At 71.3% G+C, this 25,090-nt stretch carries 21 protein-coding genes and 1 pseudogene; 11 read left to right on the top strand and 11 right to left on the bottom strand.

The window, feature by feature from the left end; genetic code table 11:
* Positions 1 to 8: 8 nt before the first annotated feature.
* Positions 9 to 851 carry a tetratricopeptide repeat protein gene (locus tag ACZ4EG_RS27320; protein ID WP_467792459.1) on the bottom strand — a complete coding sequence of 281 codons (843 nt, stop codon included), beginning with the start codon at positions 849 to 851 and terminating at the stop codon, positions 9 to 11.
* Between the two features lie 151 nt (positions 852 to 1,002).
* Between ACZ4EG_RS27320 and ACZ4EG_RS27315 the strand changes: the two genes are divergently transcribed.
* Positions 1,003 to 1,506 carry a DinB family protein gene (locus ACZ4EG_RS27315; protein ID WP_453559591.1) on the top strand — a complete coding sequence of 168 codons (504 nt, stop codon included), beginning with the start codon at positions 1,003 to 1,005 and terminating at the stop codon, positions 1,504 to 1,506.
* 19 nt (positions 1,507 to 1,525) lie between these two features.
* On the opposite strand, the gene ACZ4EG_RS27310 is transcribed toward ACZ4EG_RS27315, so the two are convergent.
* Positions 1,526 to 2,317 (bottom strand): maleylpyruvate isomerase N-terminal domain-containing protein, encoded by a 792-nt coding sequence (locus tag ACZ4EG_RS27310; RefSeq protein WP_467792458.1) that lies wholly within the window; start codon positions 2,315 to 2,317, stop codon positions 1,526 to 1,528.
* Positions 2,318 to 2,655: 338 nt separating this feature from the next.
* Here ACZ4EG_RS27310 and ACZ4EG_RS27305 point away from each other — a divergent pair, with 338 nt between their 5' ends.
* Both ACZ4EG_RS27305 and ACZ4EG_RS27300 read left to right on the top strand, forming a co-directional pair.
* Complete coding sequence (locus ACZ4EG_RS27305; protein WP_467792457.1) at positions 2,656 to 3,213, top strand: hypothetical protein; 558 nt, start codon at positions 2,656 to 2,658, stop codon at positions 3,211 to 3,213.
* A gap of 138 nt (positions 3,214 to 3,351) precedes the next feature.
* Positions 3,352 to 4,110: a hypothetical protein gene (locus ACZ4EG_RS27300; protein WP_467792456.1), complete on the top strand. Its 759-nt coding sequence runs from the start codon at positions 3,352 to 3,354 to the stop codon at positions 4,108 to 4,110.
* Positions 4,111 to 4,151: 41 nt separating this feature from the next.
* Here the strand turns inward: ACZ4EG_RS27300 and ACZ4EG_RS27295 are convergent, their stop codons facing one another.
* The 4 genes from ACZ4EG_RS27295 to ACZ4EG_RS27280 form a co-directional block, all read right to left on the bottom strand.
* Positions 4,152 to 5,609, bottom strand: a complete 1,458-nt coding sequence (locus tag ACZ4EG_RS27295; RefSeq protein WP_467792455.1) for an FG-GAP-like repeat-containing protein — start codon at positions 5,607 to 5,609, stop codon at positions 4,152 to 4,154.
* 168 nt (positions 5,610 to 5,777) lie between these two features.
* The gene (locus tag ACZ4EG_RS27290) at positions 5,778 to 7,019 is read right to left on the bottom strand and encodes a SpoIIE family protein phosphatase (RefSeq protein WP_467792454.1); all 1,242 of its coding nucleotides are present in this window, start codon (positions 7,017 to 7,019) and stop codon (positions 5,778 to 5,780) included.
* A gap of 156 nt (positions 7,020 to 7,175) precedes the next feature.
* Positions 7,176 to 8,438 carry an MFS transporter gene (locus tag ACZ4EG_RS27285; protein ID WP_467792453.1) on the bottom strand — a complete coding sequence of 421 codons (1,263 nt, stop codon included), beginning with the start codon at positions 8,436 to 8,438 and terminating at the stop codon, positions 7,176 to 7,178.
* Between the two features lie 207 nt (positions 8,439 to 8,645).
* Positions 8,646 to 8,945 carry a putative quinol monooxygenase gene (locus tag ACZ4EG_RS27280; protein ID WP_453559571.1) on the bottom strand — a complete coding sequence of 100 codons (300 nt, stop codon included), beginning with the start codon at positions 8,943 to 8,945 and terminating at the stop codon, positions 8,646 to 8,648.
* A 350-nt stretch (positions 8,946 to 9,295) separates the two neighbouring features.
* Here ACZ4EG_RS27280 and ACZ4EG_RS27275 point away from each other — a divergent pair, with 350 nt between their 5' ends.
* A complete protein-coding gene (locus ACZ4EG_RS27275; protein ID WP_467792615.1) occupies positions 9,296 to 9,496 on the top strand; it encodes a hypothetical protein in 201 nt (66 codons plus the stop codon).
* A pseudogene (locus ACZ4EG_RS27270) lies at positions 9,490 to 9,705 on the top strand (glycoside hydrolase family 11 protein); the annotation flags it as partial. The gene ACZ4EG_RS27275 and the pseudogene ACZ4EG_RS27270, both read left to right, overlap by 7 nt.
* A 98-nt stretch (positions 9,706 to 9,803) precedes the next feature.
* Here ACZ4EG_RS27270 and ACZ4EG_RS27265 read toward each other — a convergent pair.
* The 4 genes from ACZ4EG_RS27265 to ACZ4EG_RS27250 all read right to left on the bottom strand — a co-directional run bounded on the left by ACZ4EG_RS27265 (position 9,804) and on the right by ACZ4EG_RS27250 (position 11,723).
* Positions 9,804 to 10,223 (bottom strand): VOC family protein, encoded by a 420-nt coding sequence (locus ACZ4EG_RS27265; RefSeq protein ID WP_453559569.1) that lies wholly within the window; start codon positions 10,221 to 10,223, stop codon positions 9,804 to 9,806.
* Positions 10,224 to 10,347: 124 nt separating this feature from the next.
* A complete protein-coding gene (locus tag ACZ4EG_RS27260) occupies positions 10,348 to 10,554 on the bottom strand; it encodes a three-helix bundle dimerization domain-containing protein (RefSeq protein ID WP_467792452.1) in 207 nt (68 codons plus the stop codon).
* 171 nt (positions 10,555 to 10,725) lie between these two features.
* Positions 10,726 to 11,010 carry a hypothetical protein gene (locus tag ACZ4EG_RS27255; protein ID WP_390709469.1) on the bottom strand — a complete coding sequence of 95 codons (285 nt, stop codon included), beginning with the start codon at positions 11,008 to 11,010 and terminating at the stop codon, positions 10,726 to 10,728.
* An 86-nt stretch (positions 11,011 to 11,096) separates the two neighbouring features.
* Positions 11,097 to 11,723 carry a TetR/AcrR family transcriptional regulator gene (locus ACZ4EG_RS27250; protein WP_467792451.1) on the bottom strand — a complete coding sequence of 209 codons (627 nt, stop codon included), beginning with the start codon at positions 11,721 to 11,723 and terminating at the stop codon, positions 11,097 to 11,099.
* Between the two features lie 128 nt (positions 11,724 to 11,851).
* Between ACZ4EG_RS27250 and ACZ4EG_RS27245 the strand changes: the two genes are divergently transcribed.
* The 3 genes from ACZ4EG_RS27245 to ACZ4EG_RS27235 all read left to right on the top strand — a co-directional run bounded on the left by ACZ4EG_RS27245 (position 11,852) and on the right by ACZ4EG_RS27235 (position 14,687).
* Complete coding sequence (locus ACZ4EG_RS27245) at positions 11,852 to 12,310, top strand: cupin domain-containing protein (protein WP_390709467.1); 459 nt, start codon at positions 11,852 to 11,854, stop codon at positions 12,308 to 12,310.
* A 68-nt stretch (positions 12,311 to 12,378) separates the two neighbouring features.
* A complete protein-coding gene (locus ACZ4EG_RS27240) occupies positions 12,379 to 13,188 on the top strand; it encodes an alpha/beta fold hydrolase (protein ID WP_467792450.1) in 810 nt (269 codons plus the stop codon).
* A 17-nt stretch (positions 13,189 to 13,205) separates the two neighbouring features.
* Positions 13,206 to 14,687, top strand: coding sequence for an MFS transporter (locus ACZ4EG_RS27235; protein WP_467792449.1), 1,482 nt, complete (start codon positions 13,206 to 13,208; stop codon positions 14,685 to 14,687).
* Here the strand turns inward: ACZ4EG_RS27235 and ACZ4EG_RS27230 are convergent.
* Complete coding sequence (locus tag ACZ4EG_RS27230) at positions 14,618 to 15,184, bottom strand: hypothetical protein (RefSeq protein WP_467792448.1); 567 nt, start codon at positions 15,182 to 15,184, stop codon at positions 14,618 to 14,620. The genes ACZ4EG_RS27235 and ACZ4EG_RS27230 overlap by 70 nt on opposite strands.
* A gap of 130 nt (positions 15,185 to 15,314) precedes the next feature.
* On the opposite strand from ACZ4EG_RS27230, the gene ACZ4EG_RS27225 reads away from it, so the two are divergent.
* From ACZ4EG_RS27225 to ACZ4EG_RS27215, 3 genes are read left to right on the top strand one after another with little or no spacing between them, the layout of a single operon-like run.
* Positions 15,315 to 16,787, top strand: coding sequence for a hypothetical protein (locus ACZ4EG_RS27225; RefSeq protein ID WP_467792447.1), 1,473 nt, complete (start codon positions 15,315 to 15,317; stop codon positions 16,785 to 16,787).
* On the top strand, positions 16,788 to 19,367 hold the full coding sequence (locus tag ACZ4EG_RS27220) for a tetratricopeptide repeat protein (protein WP_467792446.1): 2,580 nt from the start codon (positions 16,788 to 16,790) through the stop codon (positions 19,365 to 19,367).
* Positions 19,367 to 24,373 (top strand): hypothetical protein, encoded by a 5,007-nt coding sequence (locus ACZ4EG_RS27215; RefSeq protein ID WP_467792445.1) that lies wholly within the window; start codon positions 19,367 to 19,369, stop codon positions 24,371 to 24,373. The genes ACZ4EG_RS27220 and ACZ4EG_RS27215 overlap by 1 nt, the downstream gene beginning before the upstream one ends.
* The last annotated feature ends 717 nt before the right edge of the window (positions 24,374 to 25,090 follow it).

The raw sequence follows: 25,090 nt of genomic DNA, 5'->3' as shown, positions 1-25,090 counted from the left end.
CAAAGCGCTCAGTGGCCCGGTCGGACGCCGTCGATGCGGTCGAGCAGCGCCAGGGCTTCGGCGGTGCGGCGATGGTCCGGGCCGAAGGTGGCCAGGCAGGCGTCGTGGGCGGCCGCGGCCCGGGTGCGGGCCTCGGTGCCACGGCCCAGCCCCAGCAGGGCCGTGGCCAGGGCCAGCTCGACGGCGCCGGTCTCCGCACGGTGCTGTTCCTGGGGCCGGCTGCGGCGCAGCTCGTCGGCGCGCTCCGCCTCGGCGAGAGCCTCCTCGTGGCGGCCCTGACCGTTGAGGCTTCGCACCAGGCCGAGCCGCAGGACCAGGCTGAACCGATCCGGGGTGCCGTGGGCGGCGAGGGCCTCACGAGCGAGCGCCTCGGCCTCCTCGTGGCGGTCCTGCGCGTTGAGGGCGTAGATCTGTCCGTTGCGGGCGGCTGCCGCTATGAACGGCATCTCAGGACCCGTGCCGCGGGCCGCGACACGGGCGACGGCCGCGCACTCCGCCTCGCATTCGGCGTGCCGGGCGAGCGCGGTCAGCGTCTGGGCGCGGTCCGAGCGCAGTTTCAGGGTCTGCGGGTGTTCGGCGCCGAAGATCCTGCCGAAGACGGGCAGCAGGGCGTCGTGTGCGGCGCAGGCCTCGGCGTGGCGGCCCTGCGCGTTCGTCGCGATCGCGGCGAGGTTCAGCGCCAGCGGTGCGTACATGTCGTCGCGCAGCCTGGATCGGGCCGCGGCCACGGCGCGGGCCGCGGCCTCCGCCTCGGCATAGCGCCCGGCCTGGTACAGGGCCATGGCCTGGGTCAAAGGGGAGCTCGTCGTCTGCCCGGCGTTGTTGCGACCGCGCGACCGGAAGAATTTCATGCGCGGAGCATACGGGTGCTGCGCACACCTGTTCGGGGAGGGGGGAGCTGGCCGTAACCGGCGCTACGGCTGCTCAGCAATCCACCGGCAAGATCGACGAGTTGGGAAATCTTCTCGACACCGCGGTGCGCGGCGGGAGATGCTGCGGGCGATGACACGCACCGATACGCCTCCCGCCTGGGACGAGCGCACTCAGCTGACCACCTTCCTCGACTACGTCCGCGCCACCGCGCGTGCCAAGTGCGAGGAACTCTCCGACGAGGACGCCCGCAAGGCACTCCTCCCCGGCTCGCCGCTGATGACCCTGAGCGGCCTGATCAACCATCTGCGCTGGGTCGAGTACCACTGGTTCCAGGTCGTCTTTCTCGGCGAAGAGGACAACGGCCCGTGGACCGACGAGGACCCCGACCGTGAGATGCGCATCGCCGTCGACTTCCCGCTGTCGCAGCTGCTCGACGAGTACGCCGAACAGTCAGCGCGCTACAACGAGTTGGTCGCCGCGCACGATCTGGACACCAAGGCCCGGACGAAGCGGCGCGACGGCAGCGCCGTGGACCTGCGCTGGATCCTGCTGCATCTGGTGGAGGAGACGGCCCGCCACAACGGCCACCTCGACATCCTGCGCGAGATGACCGACGGGCGGACGGGCGACTAGTTCCGGTTCACCGCGTGGATCAGTAGCCGGGGAAGACCCGGCGCAGCAGATCCAGATCCGCGGCGCCCGTCGTGGCGACGCCGTCGGGTGTGTACCGGGCGGAGAGCCGGCCGGCGACCAGCCGCAGCCATGCTTCGGCGGACAGAACCAGTGTGCCGTCGGGTCGCTCGGGCAGGTCGAAGTCCACGCTGATCGGCGTTTGCAGCCGCAGTACGAAGTCGGAGGCGGGCTCTGTCGTCGTGACGCGGAGGGCCGCATGACGGCCTTCGAGCACTTCGGCCTTGCCGGTCCAGGCGAGCAGGTCCGGTTCTCCGTGCAGGAGCGCCGCGGCGGCGTCGGCGGGCAGTGCGGCCTGCTCGTCGAAGACGACGCGGATGTCCCAGGAGTGCAGCGTGAACTCGCTGAGGCGAAGCCGCGCCGCCGTCGCCACGTCGACGGGGGCGGGCAGGAAGCCCAAGTCGATCCGGAGTTTCTCGCGGGTGCCGGCGTCCAGGGATTCGTACAGCTCGATCAGTGAGTGATTCGCCTGGAGGAAGCCGTCGGCCCGCTCCCGCCGCGTCATGGCGTTCCACTTGTCCCAGACGGAGTGGTTGAAGTCGGGGCCCGGGTTCGCCGCGCCATCGAGGGCGGCTTCGACTCCGGCCCGCGCGATCTCGGCACCGCTGCCGAGGTGGCTGAGCACCTGCGAGAGGTCCCACTCGGCCGCGCCCGACGGCCGGGCCAGGTCGTCGTCGCTGAATCCGGACACCGAGCCGGCGAGAGCGTCGTGTCCCTTGCGCAGTACGGCGATGACCGTGTCGGCGTTGCCCATTCCTGCTCCACGAATGATCGGTTCGGATGGGGATTGGATAGCGTCATCACGCTACGGCCACCGGGGCCTGCCGCGCCGAGGTATGCGTACTTCGTGTGGCGGGCCGCGCGGGCGCCCGCAAGCGTTCGGCGCGTCGGCCAGGCCTATCCCGGCGCCGTCATGGGCAGGGATGTTCACGCCCGGCCGGTTGGACGGCCGGGGGGTGGGGGCAGGGAATGGGCATCTTCGGGCGCAGACGGAGACCGCACCCGCCGCGGGACTCGTGGCCGCCGGCGACGCTGCCGGAAGGACTGCGGAACCTGCCGCTGCCGAGCCACAGCGACAACGGGGATCGCTGGATGTACGAGATCGACGCAGAGTACGCCTCGGAAACCTGGGCACCGCCGGAGTCCGTACGACGCTGGTGGCTGGTGGACAGGGAAGGCAATGTGGTGGGGGAATCCGTGGAGAACCCCGAGTACGGCCCTCCGCGGGACGATCTGAGCCACGCCACCGACCCCGACGGCCCGCTGAACTGGCTCCCCGATCCGGAGGCGTCGGTGCGCGGGTGGCTGGCGGCCGCGCTCGACCGCGTCGCGCAGGGCATCGAGGTGGACTGGCTCAAGGTCAAGGACACCCCGCTGGTCCTCGCCGGGCACGGCGCCTCCGACTTCACGCCGCCCGACGTGGACAGCCCACCCCCACCACGCATCGGCGCCGCCGTACCCGTCGGGCTGGGCGCTCGACTGGCCGGTCACTCACCCACCGTGCTTTGGGGTCTGCTGCTGTGGGTGATGGTCGCGGACGACCCGGCCGCCGCCCCCAGGCAGAACGTCTGGTTCTGCCCCGAGCTCGACACCGACCATGCCGACGACAGACTGCGCGTGGTCCTGCGGGACCCGGACATTCGGTTCTGACATCACCGAGCCGGCGGAGGGCGGAGCAGGAACGCCCTTCTGAGGGTGTGCCCCTGACACGGCGTCAGGGTCGTTTCAGGGTAGGGGCGGGGATGTCACCAATGGTGACGCGGGGGAGTGAGCGGCAGGCTGTTGCTCATGTCGCACACCACCGCCGATCGACGTCGCCCCGCTCTCGCCCGCCGCGCCGCCGTTGCCCTCGCCGGCGCCGCTGCCCTGGCAGCCGTCACAGGGGCCTACTCGCCCAGTCCTGCGTACGCCGAGCCGACCTCCGCAGAGCAGCCCCTGACCGACTTCAGCGACTGCCCGGCCCTCCCGGCAGGAGTGGACCCGGCGCGCTGGCGGTGCGAAGTGCACACCGCCGCACCGCAGTTGACGATGGGCAAGGTGACCGTGACGCTCGCTACGATCACCATGACCCATGCCGAGGGGCCACTGCCCGATGGCGCCAACGGGCAGGTGTGGGGGGCCATGCACAGCACACCGACCGCCGTACCGGGCGGCTTCCCCGCTGCCGCCGTGGGCGAGCATGCGCGGCTTCGGGGACTGGCGATACAGCCGGAGTACGGCGGCCGATCCGACTTCTTCACCGGACAGTTCAGTCTGCGCTTTCGCCTGCTGAGCCCACTGCTGGCGCCGAACTGCACCATCGGGGCCAACGCGCCGGTCGACTTCCAGCTGAAGCGGTCGGGCCCCTCGCAGTGGGTCTCGCAGGACCCGCCGCTGATCGAGTTCTCGGCGTACGACGACACTTTCGCCGCACCTGCCGCCGAGCACTGCGGGCCGCTGACGAAACTGCTCAACCAGCGGCTCGGCCTCCCGGCCGCGAGCGGAAACCTGATGACGTACGACGCGGCCTACACCTTCAAGACCTATGACCGGCTGCCCACGCGCTGATGGGCCGCACGTGCACCGCTGGAGCTGAACTGACCGGTGAACTAGCCCGCCAAGTCGGACCCGAAACCGGTGTACTCGTGGGCCGGCAGGCCCACCTTGGTCGGACCGAAGGTTGTCGACGCCGTCGTCGAATAGAGCGTGGACGATGCGCCCGGCAGGTACCAGGCCGCGCCCTCGGGGTCGTTCTCCTGAGCGGCGACGGCCGTGAGGTCGGCGTGGCCGTCGTGGTTCACGTCGGAGGCGAGGAGCGTCTGGCCGAAGTTGTCGATGCCCTCCACCGAGCCCGGCACGCCGGGGCTGTCCTGGGTCAGGAACACCGGGCGGGTCGTGGTCACGCCGGAGGCCGAGCCCCTCAGCAGGGTGATCGCCCCGGCGGAGGGGAAGTAGTGGGAGTCGTCCCCGAAGGACTCACCCGGCGCGCCGACCGCGAGGTCCCCGTAGCCGTCCTTGTCGAAGTCGCCGATCGCCAGCGCCTGGCCGAAGCCGTCGCCGTTCTCCGAGGTGTCCGGGACGCCCGCGCTGTTCTGCGTGTACGTGACGCGGCGCGTGCCGCTCGGGCCGGACGAGGTGCCGTAGATGACGTGGATCTTGCCACCGGCGGAGGCCGAGGGCTCGTCGGCCGGATCCTCGGGGTTGCCGAGGACGATGTCGCCGTAGCCGTCCTTGTTCAGGTCGCCGATCGCGGCCGTCTCGGCGGCGCGCAGGGCCGTCGTCCTGCTGATGCCGTCGGAGGTGCCCTTGTAGTAGACAGCGGTGGCGAGCTGGTCGCGGTCGGGTTTCTGGCCCGTGACCACGAGGTCGGCCTTGGTGTCGCCGCTGACCCGGCCGGCGGTGAGAACCGGCTTGTCGATGCCCGGGGAGTACGAGGACACCCTGCCGGTCGTGCCCGACTTGCTGAACGGGCCCCGGATCAGCCGGATTCGCCAGGTGGGGCTGCCCGAGTCGCTCTGCGCGGAGATCGCGAGGTCGGGCTTGCCGTCCCCGGTGAAGTCCGCCGCCGCGATGCTCAGGCCGAAGTAACTGCCGTACAGGGTCTGCGGGTTCTTCACCGTCGTACCGCCGGACAGGCCGCTGCGGGAACCCCAGACGATGACGACCGTGCCGGCGTCCTCGGCGCTGCCGGTCTTCTCGTGCGGGGCGCCGACGACGAGGTCGCTGTAGCCGTCGCGGTTGAGGTCGGCGACAGCGAGCTGGTCGCCGAACTCGTCGTCCTTCTCGGCGCTGCCGGGTATGCCCGCGGTGTTCTGGCTGATCAGCTGGTGTTTGGCGGGATTCAGCCCGCTCGCCGTGCCGTAGGCCACGGCCACCTGCCCGGCCCACGACTTCCCGCTCACCGTGGCGGCGGGGGCCGCAATGGCCACGTCCCGGTAGCCGTCGCCGTTGAAGTCGCCCGCGAGCCCGGAGGGGGCGGCGGAGGCGGGAGTGGACAGGACCAAGGGGGTGAGGCCCGCGACGAGCAGGGCGGCGAGGGCCGTGGTTCCGGGCAGGGGGTGCTTCACGTAAGTGTCTCCAGATGGGGCGGGCTCCCGATGTCCGGGTGCTGCGATCAGAAGACGTTCGGCAAACGGCAAGGGTTGTACGTGAGTTCGGTGAATTCTTGAGGCTGCTGTGACGACTCCGACCAGCCACCAGCCGACAGTCCGCGGGACGAGCCACTGTCGGCCCGGCTACAGGCGGGTGACGATCAGGGCGATGTCGTCGGTACCGCCGCTGCTCACACCGAGACGGGCGAGCAGGGTGTCCGCGAGACGGTCGGGGGTGAGGCGGGCGTTGTCGCAGAGGATGTCGGTCATGCGCCGCAGGCCGGTGTCGATGTCCTCGTCGCGGCGTTCGATGAGGCCGTCGGTGTAGAGCACGAGCGTGTCACCGGGCTTGTAGGGGACGGCGGCCTGCGGGCCGGGGACATGGAGGGGGCGGGCTGCCAGCGGAGGGTCGGTGGCCTGGTCGAGGAGGACGAACGTGCCGTCGGCGTGCACGAGGACGGGTGGGAGATGCCCCGCGCTGCTGTAGGTGATGTGCTGACGACGGGTGTTGATGACGGCTTTGACGGCGGTCGTGGCCAGTGCTCCCTCCACCGAGCGGGCATACAGGCCCAGCACCTCCATCGCCCGGGCGGGCTCGCTCAGTGCGCGGACGGCGGCGGACAGCGCGCTGCGCAGCATGCCCATCGTGGCTGCCGCCTCCAGGCCGTGGCCGACCACGTCCCCGACCGCCACGGCAAACGCGTCGTCGGACATGTCCACCACGTCGTACCAGTCGCCGCACACGTTCAGCCCCTCGGCGGCGGGCAGGTAACGCACGACGACGTCGGGGTGCCGGGCCAGATCGGGGGAGTGCAGCATCGCTTCCTGGAGCGTGACGGCGACCTGGCGTTCCCGGGCGTGGGCCTGGCGCAGTTCTTCGTTCACCCGCTGGAGCTCCTGCGCCCGCGCGTACAGTTCGGCCTCCATGGCTTCCCGCTCGCTGAGCGTCTGGCCCGACCGCGGGGGGAGCGGGTGGGCCAGCACGAACTCGGTGACGTCCTCGACCCGGTGGATGATCCATGCCACCTGTCTGTCCGGCCCGAGCACAGGAGCGTTGATCGGCGACCACCAGCGCTCTTCGAACACTCCTGGCTGGTCGGCCACGGGGATGTCGTACTTCTGTACGGCCATCGTGTCCACCTCGTGTGAGTGCAGTACACGGTGGAGCGAGGCGTTGAGGTTGCGCATCCCGTCGGCATCGCGGTCTTCGGGATTGTCCGGGAAGGCGTCGAAGAGGTATTGCCCGACAAGGTCTTCCGGGGTGCGCCCGGTCACGCGGCAGTAGGCCTCGTTGACGTCGACGATCACCAGGCCGGGGTCCAGCACGAGGTGCGGGCTGGGTGTGGCCGCGAACAGCGCTCGGTAGTCGATCGGCGGCGTCGTCACCCGCACACTCCGTTTCGGTTCTGGTGGATCCTCTCCCTCAGGTGCCAACTATGCGCGCTGCCATTCGCTACGTCCTGCCTGGCCAGGCGTCGGAGTGTCGGAGGAGTTGCGGGTCGTCGTCGGGAGGTGCCTTCCTGCTCCGGTCGGAGTGCCACGTCAGGGCACGCGGCCGCGCAGCGTCGGGTCGTTGCGCAGGCGGGTGAACGTGACGAGCAGGGCCAGGGCCTGCAGTACGCCGCTCGCCGCGATGACGTCGGTCAGGTGGTTCGGCGGGGTGAGGGCGATGACGACGCCTGCCGCGGGGAAGGGCAGCAGCAGGAGCAGGATCGTCAGGGAAAGGGTCGTGGCGAAGGCCGCGGGCGGAATGACCAGCGAGCGCACGGTGCGCAGGACGACGGTGAGTCCTCCGTCTCCGGCCATGAAGAGGGCCAGGAGGACCGTGTAGCTGCCGTAGGAGGGTGCGTAGGGGAGGGCGAGGCAGGCCGCGGCGGCAACGGTCGAGCTGATGACACCGACTCCCCACAGTCCCAGCCGGTTGAGGGCGAACCGGCAGCAGGCGAGGGCGAGAAGGGTGGCCGCGGCGGCGACCGACCAGAGGGTGCCCACGGCTGCCGGAGACCGGCCGAGGTCGTCCACCACGATGACGGGGCTGGCCGACTGCAGCAGCCCGAGCACCAGGTTGGAGCAGGCCAGTCCGGCGACGAGCCGGCTCAGGGAGGGCAGCGAACGCAGCGTCCGCCACCCCTCCGCAGGCCTGCCGGCCGGGCCCTGCGCGCCCCGCTGGGCGGCGCGCAGGGGTGTGGGCGGAGTCTGCAGGGCAAGACCGGCCGACACGAAGGACAGCAGGCTCAGGCAAACAAGCATGCGAGTCGGCCCGCTCAGCAGAAGGACACCGCCGAGTGCCGGGCCGACGAGGGTGGCCGTCTGGTCGATGCCGATGAGCGTGGCCTGCACTTTGTGGGAGTGCTCTTCCGCCCGGCGACTGACGACGGCACCGACGGCTTCGTTGGCGACGAAACTGAACTGCGTGAGCGTGCCGGTCACCGCGGCCAGCGTCATGACGGTGGCCGTCTCGGCCGTTCCCGTCGGCAGCGCAATCAGTACGACAGCGGCAGCCGACACCAGCACGGCCCGGGCGAGGGAGGCGAGGAAGCACACGATCGCCGCGCCCGAGCGGTCCACGAGGGCACCGGCCAGGCTGAACGCCGCCACCCGGGGAGTCCACTCCAGGGCGAAGGCCAAGCCGGTCAGGGACGCCGAGCCGGTGACCGCGAGGACGAGGAGCGGCATGGCATACGTGGACATGGAGAAGGTGAGGGCATCGCAGGCGCGGGGGGCGTAGACGCGCCGGAACAGGCTGCCGGAGGGCACGGCCGCGTGCCTGCCGGCCGGCTGGCCTTCGTAGAGGGAGACGGTCACGGAGTGGGGGGCTTTCGGTGAGCGGTACCGCGGCGGACGGAGGGCCATGGCCTCCGGCGTGGGGGCGTGGGGGGCATGCTGGCGTGCGCATGACAGCAAGGGGGATGAGCAACTGGCGTGCAGGCAGACGTTGTTCAGGTCCGAACTACGTTGCGGCAACAAGATAGCGGAAAAGGCCTTTCCCCTGCCGCGCCGGTGCGGGGCCGCTCACGGGAGCTTGTCGGCCAGAATGTCGACGGGCTTGATGTCGGGCGGCTCGGCGAGCATCTCCGGGGCGACCTCCATCAGCGCGGCGGCGATCCTGCCCTGCAGATGACTCTGGCGCCCCTGCTCGTCGTCGAAGGCGTCGAAGATGCCGAAGGTGGTGGGGCCCTGGCGGAACGCGAACCACGTGACGGTGTCCGACTCCTGCTGTGCGAGCCGCTCCGCCTCGCGCAGCAGGCTTTCGACCTGGTCCGCGTAGTCCGGCTTGGCCTCGATGTGTGCCAGCAGACCGAGTTGCGTCATGATGCACTCCCGTTGGTGGCTTTCGGCATGCTTCACACAGCCTCTCGGGGTGGTGGGCCGTCGGCAACCGGAGGCTGCCGACAGCAACTGCCGGCGTTGGCGCAGAGGCGCTGACGAGCGGTTCGAAAGTTTCGACGATGCCGATTCAAGTGCTACCCCGGGTGGCGTCACCGTCGATCGGATCTGTCTCGATTGCAGTGATGCGGTGGATGACCTGCTTGTAGGTGCTCAAGATGCGCCCCTGAAGGCTTCGAATGTTTCGAACTCACAACCGAAACTATTGACGGCCGACGTGCTCAAACCAACACTGTTCGCCACCCGCATGGGCCTTCACGAGAGGAAACACGTACATGAACGCACCCGCACGTCCGAGGAGCCGCGGACGCGGCCACTTACTCATGCTGCTGGTCGCCGTAGTCGCGCTGATCCTGCCTGGGACCGCCGCTGCCGACACGGTGATCACGACGAACCAAACCGGCACGAACAACGGCTACTACTACTCCTTCTGGACCGACGGCGGTGGGTCGGCCTCCATGAATCTGGGCACTTGAATGTCTCGGTGAGTGGTTCCAGCAGTTGGACGGTGACGATGAATGTTCCGTCGCCCGAGAAGGTCATCGCGACCTGGAACGTCAGCGCGAGTCATCCGAGCGAGCAGGTGCTGACTGCCAAACCGAACGGCAATGGCAACAACTGGGGTGTCACCCTCCAGACCAACGGCACCTGGACCTGGCCCACGGTCACCTGCAGCCCAAGCTGACTCCCGACCACGAGAACCATCACACCACCGGCGCGGCGACCACGCCCGCCGCGCCGCACCTTCGGGTGTGAGCGTCGAGACCTGTGGACCGGTTGATCTCAGTTTCGTTCGGGTGGGCTGATCGCGACGAGTTCGACCTCGAAGCCGTCGCCGTTCTCCAGGTAGGCGGCGTAGTGCTGCCCACCGCCGGCGTATGGATGCCGTTCGGGGAACATCAGCTGCCAGCCGTGCTGAGCGGCGTCGGCAGCCAGCTTCTCGACCGTGGTGGCGTCCTCGACATGGAACGCCAGATGGTTCAGTCCCGGACGGCAGCGATCGTGCCGTTCGGCAGCGAGGGCCGGGGACTGCTCGATGACCAGATAGGTCGGCCCGAGCCGCCAACTGCGGCCGCCGTCCCAGCTCTGGTGGACGGCGTAACCCAGCGCCTGAAGCAGCCAGCCGAACGAGGCGAGTGCGCGCTGGAGGTCCGGCACCCACAACTCGACGTGATGCAGCGTGCCGTGTGTGGGCCGACTCATGCGGTCGCCCGGGCGGACTGGGCGTTCGCAGAAGTGGCCGTCATCCGTCTCACTCGTATCGATCAGCACCAGCCGAGGAACTGGGGTGACTCCGTCGGTGATCAGATGCACGGCAGGATCGCCTTCAGCCGGAGGACTCGTGGAGCCTGGCCCTCGCCTTGCGTTCAACCAGCACAGGGACGAACTCGCGAACGGGTCGTCCGGTGAATGACGCGTGTGCCTCGGCTACCGCCGCCTCGATCTCGTTCTGGCTGTGCGTCGCGCTGAAGGCACCCTGCAGACGTTCCACGACGCCGCGGATGGCGTCTTCTTCGCGCGTTGTGTCAGCCACAGTGCCACCTGCCTGGAAGGGGGCCTCTCGACCCCCACTGGGACTCTCGCGCGGGAGTGCCGCGCTTTGGTGATCATTGCATTCCGCTTCGGGGGTGACGATGGGAACCGGCCATGGACGCCGGCGCCGAGGGCGCCGGCATCTTCAAGGCATCCGGCTCGGCCCCTCGTGCTACGCGAAGGCCACGACGTGGCCCGACATGACCTGGGGAGGGTTGGGGAGCAGCGGCGCGAGGTGGTCCCGTACGAAGACCGCGGCCTTCCTGATGGATTCATGCGCCCCGTCCTCGTCTTCGAAGACGCTGGTCGAGATCATCACTCCGTTCCCGGCGTCGACCCAGTAGTAGGCCAGGAGGCCGGGGATCTGACGGATGAGCGGCACGAACCCCTCGCTCACCCGACGCCCCGCTTCGGCCGGATCGGTCACTCCCTCGTACCGTCTGACGGCTGCGTACATGGCTGATCTCCTCACGATTCCGGGGCTCTCACGGCGGAGACGCTGTACCTCCGCGACGCGCGATCCATGCGCGCGTCGTCCGTCAGTCACTGGAAGGGGCCAGCCGACGCCCCGCGCGAGCGGACCGCGGCCTCCGTGAGCGTCGTCGCCGTCCGTACGGCGCTTTTGATCGCCTCGTCGGGGTCGAGCCCGCACAGGTCGGTGAGGGTGAAGAGTGCCTCGGCGCTCACGGTCACCGCGAGGTCCCTTTTGAGCTGTGCGAAGGCTTCCAAGTCCGTTGCACCGAGGGTGCCTTCGAGCGGGAGGAGCGCGTGGTCGATCAGCCCGAAGCGGATTCCGGGGCGGGCGGTCGCGGCATCGGGGCGGGCGATGGTGGCCGAGATCATCGCCCGTACCGCTCCCTCGCGGGCGATGATGCCGCGGAGCAGGAACTCGCAGGCGAAGGCGACCCGCTCGACGGGGTCGGTGGAGTCGCCGACCGGTGCGAGCGCCTCGGCGGGGGGCGGCCAGGCGCCGGCCAGGGCCTCGCTGATCAGTGAGGAGAGGTCGGGGAAGTACCGGTAGGCGGTGGCCTCGGAGACCAGCGCCGCGCGGGCGATCAGGGGCATGGTCACCTCGGCGCCCGTACTGATGAGTTCGCGGGCGGCCGCCACGATCGCCGTGCGGGTGCGCTGCTTCTGGTTGGTGCGGCCGGTGCCCGCCTGCGCCGTCATCGTGGGACCTCTCCTTCTGTGTGTTCACCCTCATCCTAGCATTCGGCTGTCGTCGTGAGCGTCGACTTGCATAACGAGACTGGACTTCTCTACTCTCATGAGAGTCAGCTCTCACGAAGGAGGCAGCGATGAGTACGGTTTCCGTGGTCGGCCCGGACGACGGCGAGACGATCCAGCTGGGCCCGACACAGATGCGCATCCTGGAGGACGGCAGTACCACCGGGCATCGCCTCGGGATCGGCGAGATCACCCTCGCCCCGCACACCCAGGGGCCGCCGCAGCACCGCCACGCCCAGCACGACGAGGGCTTCTACGTCGTCTCCGGAACCGTGCACTTCACCGTCGGGGAGACGACCCACGTGGCCCCGGCCGGCACGCTCGCGATGATCCCGCCCGGCGCTCCGCACACCTTCGCCAACCTCGGCGACGAGCCTGCCGTGATGCTCAACACCTTCACGCCCGACCTGTATGTGCAGTACTTCCGGGACCTGCGGGACATGATCGCCGGCGGTCAGGAGCTGACCCCGGAGTCGACCGTCGCGGTGATGAGCCGGTACGCCACCGTTCCCGCAACCGACTACGCCTGACGGCCGCTGTCCCGCCGGCCCTTCCCCTCGCCGCGGCCCGTCGCGGCCGCCCACTTCAGGAGCCTCACATGACCAGCAGCACCCACACCCTCACCGTCGACCAGGGCACCCTCGACGTCACCGTCGACCTCCAGGGCCGGCAGGGGCACCCCTTCCTGCTCCTGCACGGAGGCGGCGGTCCGCAGACCGTCACCCCGTTCGCCGGACTCCTCGCCGAGCAGCGTCCGGCCAGGGTGTTCACCCCCGTCCACCCCGGCTTCGACGGCACCGACCGTCCCGACTGGCTGACCGACGTCACGACCCTGGCCCAGATCTACGCACGGCTGCTCGACGCGCTCGACCTGCGGGACGTCACCGTCGTCGGCAACTCCGTCGGCGGCTGGATCGCCGCCGAACTGGCAGCGCTGGGCAGCGACCGGATCAGCAGCGTCACCCTCGTCAACGCCGTCGGCATCGACGTCCCCGGCCACCCGATCGCGGACGCCTTCTCCCTGACTCCCGTCGAACTGTCCCGCCTTTCCTTCCACGACCCCTCGAAGTTCCGCTTCGACCCCAGCACACTGTCCGAGGCGCAGCGCGCGGTCATGGCCGCCAACCGTGCCACGCTGCACGTCTATTCGGGCACGAACGCCATGGCCGACCCCACCCTGCCCGACCGACTGGCCAAGATCGCCCACCCGACACTCGTCGCGTGGGGCGCAAGCGACCAGGTCGTGGACGCCGACTACGGGCGCGCGTACGCGCAGGCCATCCCCGACGCGGAGTTTCGTCTGCTGCAGGGCACCGGCCACATGCCCCAGACCGAGACGCCCGAGCAATTCCTCCCCGTGGTCTGGGACTTCGCCGACGCGCACGCCATCGACCGGCCGCGGCCCTGACTCCGGAAGGGCCGCCCGTGCCCGAACCCGACCGCGGCAGACCGTCGTTGGTCCTGGCCGTCTGCTGTCTGAGCGTCCTGCTGGTCAGCCTCGACACCACCATCCTCAACGTCGCCCTGCCCTCGATACGGCAAGACCTGCACTGCTCCGTGGCGGGCCTGCAGTGGACCCTCGACGCGTACACCATCGTGCTGGCCTCGCTGCTGATATTCGCCGGCTCCACGGCCGACCGGGTCGGCCGACGGCGCGTCTTCCGACTCGGGCTCGTGCTGTTCACCGGCGGATCGGCACTGTGCAGCCTGGCACCGTCGTTGAACTGGCTGATCGTCTTCCGTATGGCGCAAGCCCTGGGCGGCTGCATGCTCACCCCGGTCGCCATGGCCGTCATCGCCAACGCGTTCCCGCGGCCGTCGGAACGGGCCAGGGCCATCGGCGTGTGGGGCGGCGTGGTGGGCATCAGCATGGCGGCCGGACCGACCCTCGGCGGTGTGCTGGTGCAGATCGCCGGATGGCGGTCGGTGTTCTGGCTGAACGTGCCGATCGGGCTGGCCGCGCTGGTCCTCGCCGCCCTATACGTGCCGGAGTCCCGTGCGCCACGGCCCCGCCGGGTGGACCCCGTGGGTCAACTCCTGGTGATCGCGGCGCTCGGCACGCTGACGTACGCCGTCATCGAGGCGCCGGGCCGGGGCTGGACCTCACCCGTCATCGTGGGCTGCCTGATCGCCGCGGCGGGTGCGCTGGCCGGGTTCGTGCCGTACGAGAAGAGACGTGACGAACCGCTGATCGATCCGCGTCTGTTCCGCAGCGCATCCTTCAGCGGGGCCACGGTGATGGCGGTCTGCGCCTTCATCGCACTCGGCGGCTTCCTGTTCGCCAACGCCCTCTATCTGCAAGGTGACTTGGGGCTCAGTCCGCTGGATGCCGGGGTGCGCCTGCTGCCGATGGCGGTGCTGTGCCTGCTGTGCCCGCCCCTGTCCGGGCGGATGGTCGGCAGCCGCGGGCCGCGCATCCCGCTGCTGATCGCCGGCGCCGGTATCACCGCCGGCGGCGCGCTGGCGGTGCCCGCCACTCGCTCCGGGGACGGCACGGGCATCCTGCTCTACGCGGCGTACGCGCTGTTCGGACTGGGCTTCGGATTCGTCAACGCACCCATCACCGACACGGCGGTCTCGGGTCTGCCGCGGGCCCAGGCAGGGGTGGCCGCCGCGATCGCCGCGACCAGCCGTCAGGTCGGCGCCGCGCTCGGCATCGCGGTGAGCGGCGCCGTGATCGCCGCCGGGACGCGCCCCGCCGTCTGGTGGATCATCGTCGGCTGCGGTCTGGCCGTCCTCGTCCTGGGCATCCTGACCTCCGGCCCTTGGGCTGCTCACATTGCTGGAGACGGCGGCAACGCAGCCGACGGGCAACCGCCCGGCCAGGCCGAGTCCCTTCACGAGATGCGGAACGAGAGGCCCGGGTCGAACGGCTCGAAGGTGCCCTCGGTGAAGGACAGCAGATAGTGACCCGGTTCCCGGATCAGCGCGGTCCGGCGGTCCACCACCAGCAGCTGGCGGACGATCGTCACCTCCGCCTCCAGCACTACCTCCACCTGTTCGACCTCCGGAGGGCGCCGGACCAGGCAGTGGACCACCCGACCGTGCGGCGCCAACTCGACGTTGCCTTCGCACGGACTGAAGTCCCACGTCATGCGGGGCTGCCCCAGCCCGAACGTGACAACGGCCTCGGAGATCGGAACATCGGTGTTGTCGTGCGAAGGCGCCAGGTATTCGGCCAGGACACGGGGATGACGGTACGTCACCGTGAGGCGCAGACCCTCGTAGCGGCGGCCGTCGCCCAGCCGGTCGAGGTCGTAGGGGAACGTGACGTACGAATAGGCCCAGCGGTCCCAGCCGACTTGGTGGACGAGCCGGTCGAGGGTCTCGGCGTCGGCGTCCATCACCGTGGCGTGGCCGAAGCGGATGGCCGACTCCAGCCGCCAACGGCGGTCGGCACCCATGACGGCGTCCTCTGAGTACAACTCGTGGCGACCGGCCGGTCCTCGCGTGCTCTGCGGACCGTCGCTCATCCGGCCAACTCCCTTCCCCGCGGCCCGCCGTGGCCGGTGACCGGCAGCCTAGCGCGAACGTATGCACACCGTCGCGACCGCGATGTCCCGCCGCGCCCGATCTGACACACTGATCTGCCTGGACACCGGCGCATGCGGAGGTGGCGTGGAGACGCGGGCGCCCGACGGCGAAGCGGACCGGCAACTCGCCGACCTACTGGGGGAGGACGCCGCCGAGGGCCTGGCCCGGTGGCGCCGCACCTCCGGCTGGACGGTGTCCCTGCCCGCCACCCCGTGGACCTCGCGGGGCTACACCGACGCCTTCGTCGCCTCCCTCGTACTGCGTCCCCCGGGCGGCGACGACCTGAACCTCGTGGCCAAGGTCGTACCACAAGACAACCGGCGTGAACCGGACGCCCACCGGCGGGCGTTCGACGACGCGGCCGCCCAAGCCGCTCCCGGTGCAGTTGAGTTCGCCCGAAGACATCTGGTCGGTCTGGTGGCGCAGGCCGGACCGGTGGTCACCCCGGCGGGTCGGATCATCTACTTCCAGCACCTGGCCGGGGGCACGGCGCTGTGCCGGCCTCTGGCCGACCTGGAGCGTCCGGGGCAGGCCGAGCAACTGGTCGACACATGTCTGGCGGTGGCCCGGTCCGTCGCGGCCGAATGGAACGGTTCCGTACGGCGGACCGAGCAGACCCTGGCCGCGTTCCTCGACCAGGAGTTACGGGGTCCGCTGAGCGGCACGGGATCGGTGGACCGGTGGGCGGCGGTCGCGGGACTCAGCGGCCCGGGTGTCCGCTGGATCGTCACGGCGGAGGATCCCGAGCCGCTCCCCAATCCGCTGCCGGCGGCCTTCGGGCACACCTGCCAGGGCGACCGGAAACTCGACGTCCTGACCGCACGCGTCCACGGCGATCTGCACCTCGGGAACATCCTGGTGGTGCAGGACGAACAGGGCGTCCGGCCAGGGACCTTCCGCCTCATCGACCTGTCGACATACCGCTCTGTCGGTCCACGCGCTCGGGACCAGGTCCAGCTGCTGCTGTCCGCGGTGGCCTGGCTGTGGCCGGACCTCTCGACACTGCAGAGGCAGACGCTGCTGACGGACCTGACGCATCCGCACACCCCCGCGCACCCGCGGCAGGACCCCCTCGTCGCCCGGCTGATCTCGGGTGTCCACGACGCCACGTGGAGCCTGGTGGAGCCCAAGGGCTTCGGCGACGCCTGGCTGCGGCAGTACCCGCCGGCGCTCCAGGCCGCCGCGCTCCGCTTCACCACCTTCACCAGCTTCTCTCCGGAGCTGCGGTGGTGGTTCATGCGCCTGGCCTGCCGGGCCGCCGGGCGATGGGCCGCGCTGAACGGGGCGCGCATCGGCAGCGAGCGCCCCCGGCCGCTCAAGAACCCGTTCAGGAGCCCGTCCACGGAGCAGCCGTCCACCGTCACTTCGGCACCTCCGGCGGCCCGCGCCGCGACGCGGCCCGTCGCGCTGGGCGGCAGACTGCTCGGCGAAGTGCCGCGGCTGCGCGGGGCGGACGCGGAAGGGACCGGCTGAGTGGCCAACTCCGACTCTTACATCGGTGACATCACCCGGCACCGCATGGCCCCGCTGATCTTCGAGGCATGGAACTCGGATTCCCCGCAGGTTCGTCGGCGGCTCGCCGAACACCCGCCCCCGGGGGCGATCGCGCTGCGCTGTCGCTATCGCCACCTGCTGGACACGGCGGTCACCGGAGCGGCCGTGGAGCCCATGGACTTGGCGGAATGGCACCGGGCCCTGACGGCCGAGACCGCGGGGGACACGGCCATCCGCGAGGGCAGGTACGACCGCGCGCACACCGTGTTCGCGGACCTGGCCGCGGCCACCACCTCCGGTGTCACCCGGGTCAACGCCTGGCTAGGCGTGGGAGACGCCCACCGTCACCTCGACGCTCCGGAGCAGGCCGTCGAGGCCTACCAGCGCGCTCTGGGCGACGCCGCGGCGCTCGGCTACCGCTTCGGTGAGCTGCGTGCCCTCGTCGCGCTGGGCCATCTGACGAGGATGCACCACAGCGCGGGCCGCGCCACCGAGCGGTTCACTCGCGCTCTCACCCTGGCCGAAGAACTCGCCGACCCGGTGTACGAGGGCAACGCGCTGCTCGGCCTCGGCGAGTGCGAGGAACGGCTGGGCTCACCCGAGAGGGCCGCGGAGACGTACGAGAGGGCCCACCGGGTGTTCGAGGCCGTCCATGGTGTGACCGGTCAGGCGCACTCGGCGCAGCGGCTCGGCGCCGTGCTGCTGCGCCTCGGCCGACCCGACGAGGCGACCACCTGGCTGGTGCGGGCGGCGCAGTTGTTCGACGCGGACGACGACCCGGTCGGAGTCACCAACGTCCTCGGTGACCTGGGCGACTTCCTGCTGCGCGTGAACGAACCCGACAGCGCCGAGATCCAGTACCGTGCCGCGCTGACCATCGCCACCGAACGCGGGCTGCCACGGGCCCGCGCCCATGCCCTCCACGACCTGGCCCGCGTGGCCCGCTCCCGGACGGACTGGCACGGTGCGGTGACCGGGTTCGAACAGTCCCTCGCGGCCTATCGCGAACTGGACGACCTGCTGGGGGTGTGCACGGCGCTGGGCAAGCTGGCCGAGGCGCGGGAGGCGTTGGCCGAGTCCGGCCGTGCGCTGCGTGACCGGGTGGCCGCGGTGTTCGCCATCGAGGAGTTCCGGGCCACGCACCGCGAGTCGGCCGCCCAGCAGGAGTACCGGGGCCGGTTCGCCGGGGTGTACTCGGCCGCGCTGCGGGCGGCGGTCGCGGTGGGCGACGCGGCGTCGTTCGCCGTCGTCGCCGAGGCCCTGGCCGGCCGGCGCCTGGCGGGACTTGCTCAAGCGCCCCCGGATGCCGCTTCGGTGACCGACGCGGAGTTCGCGCAGCAGATGATCGTGCACGCCGACCAGCGCTGGGCCGCCGGCCGGCGCGGCCCGGGGCACGGCCCCGTCCTGCCGCCGGGCACGGACCGGCGCCGACGGATTCTGCGCATGATGGGGGCTCTGGCGGTACCGCAGGGTCTGCGCGAGCCGGCCGAGGAGGCGCTCGAGGACGTCCTGGCGAGCGTGTATCTCCCACCTGCCGAGGACGGTGCCGAGCTGATCCGCGATCTGCCGCCGGGCTGTCACGCTCTCCAACTTGTCGTGGATCCCGACGCACCGGACCGGGTCCACTGGCTGTGGCACACCGCCGACGGGCGCCCGGTCCTCGGCAGCACTCCACTCTCCGAGCCCTGCGGGCGGCTGCTGGCCGTGTTGCAGGAGGACAGCGCCGAACGCAGCGCCCTGGTCCCGGGGCAGTTGGCGCCATTGGCCGAGCTCGTCCCCGAACCGCTGCGGGACCAGCTGGCGGAGCCCGGGGAGCACAGGCTTCTCCTCCTGCCGGTGGGCGAGTTGTGGCTCGTACCGTGGGGTGCCGTACCGCTGCGCGACGGGCTGGTCCTCGGACAGGCCGCCCGCTTTGCCGTGTGCCCTTCCCTCTTCCTGCAGCACGTGCTGCGCCGGCGCGGCCCGGCCGGCCCGTCCGAGGCGCCGGCCGTCTTCTGGCGCAGCCCGTACATCACCCATCACGAGCCCCTTCCGGTCCCCGGGCGCGAGCTGGAGCGGCCCCTCGACGCGGGTTCGGTCAAGGAGCGCCTGGGCGCCGGCTGTCACACGGTGATCGTCGTCTGCCACGGACGCCTGGTCCCGGGCACGGGCCACTACCTGGAACTGGACGGCGAGAACTGGCTGCTCCCCGCCGACGTCCTGCGCGGTCTACCGCCGCGGCGGCTGTACCTGGTCACCTGCTGGGGAGCGGGAATCCCCGGGCGCGCGATGACCGACCCGGTCAGCATCGCCACCCTCGCCCTCGCCAGAGGGACGGTCGAACTGCTCGCCACGGTGGGGGAGTTCAACGACACACCGGTGGCCGAGGCGTTCGTACGGCAGGTGCTCGACGCACTGCACGGCGCGCACGGCACCGTGGCCGACGCGGTCCACCACGCGATCTCGGCGGCCTTCGCCTTCCCGGCGATGTGGGACTGCCCCGTCCGGGAATGGGGCGCGCTGCTCCCCATCGGCACCTTCCTCGACCCGACCGCCCCCGACGTCCTGGAGGCGACCTGATGACCTCCACGCCCACCCGTTCCGCCGACGGCGCACCGGGCCCCGAGCCGTCGGCACCACCGGCCGAGGGACCGGACGACGTCGACACGGCCGCGCAGCTCGCGGACCTGTTCGACGACGACGCGGCGGGACGCGCCCTGGTCGACTGGGCCCGGCACGGCGGACACGGCGGTACGGTCCTCCCGGTCGAGCCCCGCTGGCGCCCCTCCGGCGAGAGCGCCACCGGCGCCCTGCTCACCGCCGTGACGGTCACCCCCGGCGTGGGGGACGTGGTGGTCAAGGTGTGCGCCGCCGACCAGCGGTCCGAACCGGACGCGCACACCCGCGCGGAGCGAGCCGGCGGCGACCGGGTGGCGGGGCAGGCGTTCCGGCCGTGGCCGGTGGGCGACGGACGCCTGCTGACCTTCCAGGCCCCCGCGGCCGGCAGTCTGCGCGACGTGGACACACTGGCGGGGCTCGCGGGACAGCACCTCGACGAGGCGTGCGCGTACCTCACACGGTGGCTGCTGACCGGCTGGAACCAGGGGATCCAGGGTGGCACCGCCGTGCCGACCACCGCCGCCGACGTACTCACGGGCGAACTCGGCGCGCTGCTCTCCGAAGCGGGATCGGCACGGGCCTACGGCGCCCGCATCGCGGCCCTGGCCCCCACCATGCCCTGGATCGAGGTCGACGGGCGTGTCCTTCCCAACCCGCTGGCCATGGCCGCCGGGTCGCAGGGAATCCCCGTCGTGAAGGTCAGCGTCGTACGAGGCCGGGCGCACGGCGACCTGCATCTGCAGAACGTCATGGTGCCGTACCGGCACGGACGCGTCCGGTACGACGGCTTCCGGCTCATCGACCTGGCGACCTTCGCCGAGGACGCCCCGCTGTCCCGGGACATAGCCACCCTGCTGCTGTCGGCGCTGGCACCGAAGGTGCGCGAGAAACTCCCCGACGAGCAGGAACTCGCCCTGCTGCGCCACCTGGTGGACCCGTCGGACCAAGACCTGGGACGGATCGTGCCGGAGTCGGCACAACTGGTCGAAGCGGTGCGTCGAGCGTGTACGGAATCGGTCCCGGACACCTGGCGCGACCACTGGACGGACCACTTCCTCCTCAGCCTCCAGGCCACCGCCCTGCGATTCACCACCTACGACAACCTCCTGCCTGCCGGGCGCTGGTGGTTCTTCCGGCTCGCGGCGCACGCCGGTGGAGCGCTGCTGGAGCAGCACCGGCTGCGCGCGCCCGACACGGGGACGCCCCTCGCTCCGCCCGGACCCGTCACCCCGGCCCGGGCCGCCGAGCGGCCGGAGGAGGCGGAGGCCGCGCTGCTGGCGGTCGACCGGCGAACCGTCCGCACCCTGGAGGCGGTGCTCCCGAGTACCGAGTCCCCGGACGTCGCGGCGGTACGGCTGTCGGACCTGTACGTCACCCGCGACGAACAAGCGGGACTGCTGGACCAGTTGCGGGCCCAGTGGGCCGGCCGGGACCGGCGGGCCGTCGCCGTGCTGGGGGACCCCGGAAGCGGCAAGAGCTGTGTGCTGTGGGGACTGCGCCGCGCCCTGCTGGACGAGGGACGAGCCGTGGTCACCATCTCCGCGGCCGCCCTGCTCGGCGGCCCGGACCAGCCCGCCGACCTCAGCGTGCCCGCGCTGCTCGGGGGGTTGGAGGCGTACCGGGAGCGGCTGGAGCGGGAGCAGCCGGGGCGGCCGCCGGCCCTGCTGCTGGACACCGCCGACCTGCTGTTGCACAACTCCGTGGACGCCGACCGGCTGGTGACGGTGGCCAAGGACGTCCGGGCGAGCGGTGTGGCCGTCGTCCTGGCCTGCCGGTCGGCGGAGGCGCGGATGCTGGAGGAGCTGTACGCCGACGGGACCGAGCACCGCATCGCCGAGCTGCTGTGCAAACGGCATCTGGGCAGCTACGCGGACGGCCGGACAGAGGCGGATGCGGGCATCCGCGACGGCTGGGCCCCCGACTCGGAGCTGGGTCGGGCGGTCGACACACACCTGCGCGTCTTCTGCCGGGCGCCCGGCGACCCGGCGCCGCGCCAGGGCGGCGGCACGGCAGCGGCCCGCCCGCTCGATCCGGCCCGCGCCGGACAGATGCGCCGCATCCTCGCCGGGGCCGTCGCCCGCGGCCTGCCCCTGGGACAACTGGTCCGGCATCCGCTGTCCCTGCGCATGATCTTCGACCTGTACGCTCCGACGGGCCCCGGCGACGAGAACCTGGACGCGACCGGCCTGTTCGACCACTACTGGGAGAACCGGGTCGTCGCCGACCCCCGGCACACGGTCGGCGATACCGCTCCGACGGGACCCGAGGCGGGCCGTGACCTGTCCGCGGCCACCCGCGTCCTGGGGCTGGCCATGCTCCGCGCGGGCAAACCCGAGCTGCCGCGCACCGGCGCACGCGACGTCCTGGCCAAGCGGCTGCGCATCCCACCGCGTGACGGCGACAAGATCCTGTCCATTCTGCTGCGCCGCGGTGTGCTGCGTGCACTCGAGCGCGATCACCTCGCATTCCACCACCAGGCGTTCGCCGAATACGCGGCCGGACGGGCCCTCAGCCACTCAGGACCCGGCGCGCTGGCACTGGCCGCCGCACGCGTGGCCGAGCGCCCGGAGGACCTGCTCCTGGCCGAGGCCGTCCGGCACGCCTTCCACACCGCGGACCGGGACGGCTCCTACGACTGGTATCCGCCGCTGGGCGCACTGCTCGACGCCGACGAGGCGGTGTCCCGGCTGACCGCCCTGCGCATCCACGCCGGTCTGCGCCGGCCGCCCGAGGAGGCCGTCGAGCAGGGCGCCCGCGTCCTGACCACGGCAGATCCCGTGGAGACGGTGACCTATCTGACGGTCCTCAACGGCACCAGCGAGCCCGCCTGGTACGCCTGGCCCGTGCTCCTGCGCACCCTGTGGGACCGGGGCGAGGAGGAGACCCGCCGCCGTGTGCTGACCGCCCTCATCCACCTCGCCCGGCAACAGCCCCGCGTCGCGGCCGGATTCGTCGCGGACATCCGGCTGCTGCGGTTTCCCGATGCGCAGTCCCTGAAATGCCTGCCGCCCGGAGGGGCCCTGGTCCAGCTGCTGCTGGCACTGGACGCGGTCGATCCGGAGGCGACCGCGCGGGGCTGCGACCGGCTGATCGAGGCGGCCGCCCGCTTCCGCGACCGTACGGTCTACCAACGCGCCCTGTACGCCCTGGCCCGGCTCACCGAGGAGCAGCCCGGCACCTATGCGGACAGCGCCGCGAGACGGCCCGCGGAGCTGGCCCTGCTGCCGCAGGAGAAACCGTGGGCGGGCGCCTTCGACGACCTGATCGTCGCCGCGGCCGTCGCCTGGGCGGCCGCCCGCCGCGGAGAGGTCGTGCCGCTGGACATCGCGGTCGCCTGTGCCGAGGCACTGGCGGGCGGCACCACCACGGTGACCGACCGCGCCCTGCTGCGCGGAGTCGCCGAACTGCTGGACACCGAAGGCGAACAGACGGTCCACCAGGTCCTCGACACCGTCGCCGCGGCCGTCGACTCCCCGGTGGCCGCGGCCGACGGCGCCAAGTACCTGATCGCGCCGCTGCTGGCCGTACCCGGCGACCTCCCGGGCCCGCGCGCGGCGCGCGCCTGGTGCCGCGCACGCCTGCGTGCCGCGCCCGGAACCGACCGGGAAACGGGCGTCACCGGCCTGATCGCCAAGGCGCTCGACACGGACAAGGTGCCGCTCCCCGGCACCACCGTCGCCGACTGCATCCACCCGGGGACCGAGGAGCCCGTCGAGCCCCGGCCGGGCGAACTCGCGCACTGGCTGGCCCCCTCCTGGTCCCCGGCGTTGACCGCGGCCGCGGCCGGAGGCGGTCACCCGCACGCCCGACTCGCCCTGGAACTCACCCTCGTCGCCACCGACGGCGCCCGGCATCCGGCCACGGCCCGGCTGCGGGAGGCGGTCGCCCGCAGGGCCGCCGACGGCTCCGGTCATCTCCTCGCCTGGCTGCGCGCCGAGGCCGCCGTCTCCGGGCGCCGCGAGGGTCTGAGGCGGCTGGCCGAACTGGACCGGGACCTGCTCAGAAACGGGCTGGACGACCCGGCCCACCTGGGCGAACTGCATGCCATCGCGCGACACCTGCAGAGCGTCCCGGGCCCCGACTGGCTGGCCGGCATGCGACTGCGCCTCCTGCTGGTCTCCTGGGGCCTGCTGGCGCCGGCGACCGCCGAGGACACGGCGGACCAACTGCGTACCACCCGGCAAGCCGCCTACCGCCGCCAGATCATGGACCTCACCATGGCGCACCTGCCCAGGGCCAACGGCCTGTGGCGCGCCGAGGACCCGCTGCGCGTCCTCACACCCGTCCTCGAAGAGATCGTCGCCCTCGGCAACGAGCAACTGCGCCACTACGACCCTGCCGACCACCACGCCCGCCAGATCGTCCTCGCCGGCCACGAGGCACATCTCTTCCTGGTGGCCCTGCACGCCCATTTCGCCGACCTGTCCACGCCCGCCCTGCACACCTCCCTCGCACGCGTCGACGAACTCGCCTTCGCCCCACTCGGCCTCCATCTGCCGCCCGACGACAAGGAGGCCCGCCCCCACTGCTGGCGCCGTCGGCTGCGCCACCTGCCCGCCCTGGCCGTGCGGCTGTCCGGCGCCGGACACCCGAGCCAGGCTCAGGACCTGCTGGACACGGCGATCCGCACCATGAACGAGGCCGACCCCCGGCCCCAGCAGAAGTGGCGCAACCCCGCCGCCAATACCTGGCGCCCCTATCTGCGCATCCTCAGCCGGGTGGAACGGGCCGTGCTCAAGGAAGTGATCCTCGACTACGCCGAGCGAGACGTGTGGATGGCCCGCCATCTCGTCGAGGTCGCCGCTCAGACGCTCGGCGACATCTCCCCGGAGCTGTACGCCCTCATGCGCCACCCGAACACCCCGCCCACCCTCCTGGAACCCCTCCGCCGCACCGCGTCCTGGGCCGGCCGCGGCGACTTCGGAACACCCTGGCCGGACATCTTCACCCGCCTGAACGGGGTTTGAGGCCCGGACTCCCGAAGGCCGCCCAAGCGGGTTTCCGGACCCGTTCGTGATCTCATGCACCTGGCACCCCATCAACTCAGTGGCGGCGAAGATACGTTGACGGATGCGTGCCATGTCCTCCGGTGGAAAGCCGATGCGGATCCGGTGCGGGTGTGGGACATGTCGTAGGTGAGCCAGTCGGTTTCGGTGGTGGCGAAGTGGTCCTGTCCCATCTCGCCGCGCTCCGACCGCCATGTGCCGCGGTCCGCGGTGGGAGCCAGTGCCTCGCGTAGCCGCCGCTAGCGCTCGGACGGGGCGAACGGGCCTTCGGAAAGACGCAGACACCGATGAGTGCGGGGACGGAAGGCGTTGAACCGCGGCGCCAGATCCGGCTCCATGTCTCCCAGCAAGTGGGAGCTGACCTGCCCGCGGGCCCAGCCCGCGACAAACTCGGCGGCCGCCATGTGATGGGTCTCGCATGCGGGGTGCCGTGCGATGCCGTTGTGCCGGTTCGTTCCGAACGGCGTCTGTAGGTGGAGACAGTCGCAGAACTCTCCCAGCCATAGGTGCTGACCAGCCACTTGTAGTCGTCGGGGAGTCGGACGCCGAGTTCGCGCTCGACGGTGGTCCGGTCGCCACGGGCGTCGACGGGTGCGGTCGGTGGTGCGGAGCAGGGGGCAGCCCAGGAGGCACTGCATCGGGAAAATCGCTGCGGGCCTTGTGGGTGTGGCGTACAGT

It is taken from the genome of Streptomyces sp. NPDC025638, assembly GCF_055558775.1.
Note: the sequence above shows the minus strand (reverse complement) of the source record. Positions and strands in the feature narration are given on the sequence as shown.

Excerpts from the sequence above, each read along its gene's own strand:
- ACZ4EG_RS27280 (WP_453559571.1), bottom strand. The coding sequence starts at position 8,945 with ATGACGCAACTCGGTCTGCTGGCACACATCGAGGCCAAGCCGGACTAC.
- ACZ4EG_RS27300 (WP_467792456.1), top strand. The coding sequence starts at position 3,352 with ATGTCGCACACCACCGCCGATCGACGTCGCCCCGCTCTCGCCCGCCGC.
- ACZ4EG_RS27315 (WP_453559591.1), top strand. The coding sequence starts at position 1,003 with ATGACACGCACCGATACGCCTCCCGCCTGGGACGAGCGCACTCAGCTG.
- ACZ4EG_RS27320 (WP_467792459.1), bottom strand. The coding sequence starts at position 851 with ATGAAATTCTTCCGGTCGCGCGGTCGCAACAACGCCGGGCAGACGACG.
- ACZ4EG_RS27310 (WP_467792458.1), bottom strand. The coding sequence starts at position 2,317 with ATGGGCAACGCCGACACGGTCATCGCCGTACTGCGCAAGGGACACGAC.
- ACZ4EG_RS27305 (WP_467792457.1), top strand. The coding sequence starts at position 2,656 with ATGTACGAGATCGACGCAGAGTACGCCTCGGAAACCTGGGCACCGCCG.
- ACZ4EG_RS27215 (WP_467792445.1), top strand. The coding sequence starts at position 19,367 with ATGACCTCCACGCCCACCCGTTCCGCCGACGGCGCACCGGGCCCCGAG.
- ACZ4EG_RS27225 (WP_467792447.1), top strand. The coding sequence starts at position 15,315 with ATGCACACCGTCGCGACCGCGATGTCCCGCCGCGCCCGATCTGACACA.
- ACZ4EG_RS27250 (WP_467792451.1), bottom strand. The coding sequence starts at position 11,723 with ATGACGGCGCAGGCGGGCACCGGCCGCACCAACCAGAAGCAGCGCACC.
- ACZ4EG_RS27240 (WP_467792450.1), top strand. The coding sequence starts at position 12,379 with ATGACCAGCAGCACCCACACCCTCACCGTCGACCAGGGCACCCTCGAC.
- ACZ4EG_RS27265 (WP_453559569.1), bottom strand. The coding sequence starts at position 10,223 with ATGAGTCGGCCCACACACGGCACGCTGCATCACGTCGAGTTGTGGGTG.
- ACZ4EG_RS27245 (WP_390709467.1), top strand. The coding sequence starts at position 11,852 with ATGAGTACGGTTTCCGTGGTCGGCCCGGACGACGGCGAGACGATCCAG.
- ACZ4EG_RS27230 (WP_467792448.1), bottom strand. The coding sequence starts at position 15,184 with ATGGGTGCCGACCGCCGTTGGCGGCTGGAGTCGGCCATCCGCTTCGGC.
- ACZ4EG_RS27255 (WP_390709469.1), bottom strand. The coding sequence starts at position 11,010 with ATGTACGCAGCCGTCAGACGGTACGAGGGAGTGACCGATCCGGCCGAA.
- ACZ4EG_RS27275 (WP_467792615.1), top strand. The coding sequence starts at position 9,296 with ATGAACGCACCCGCACGTCCGAGGAGCCGCGGACGCGGCCACTTACTC.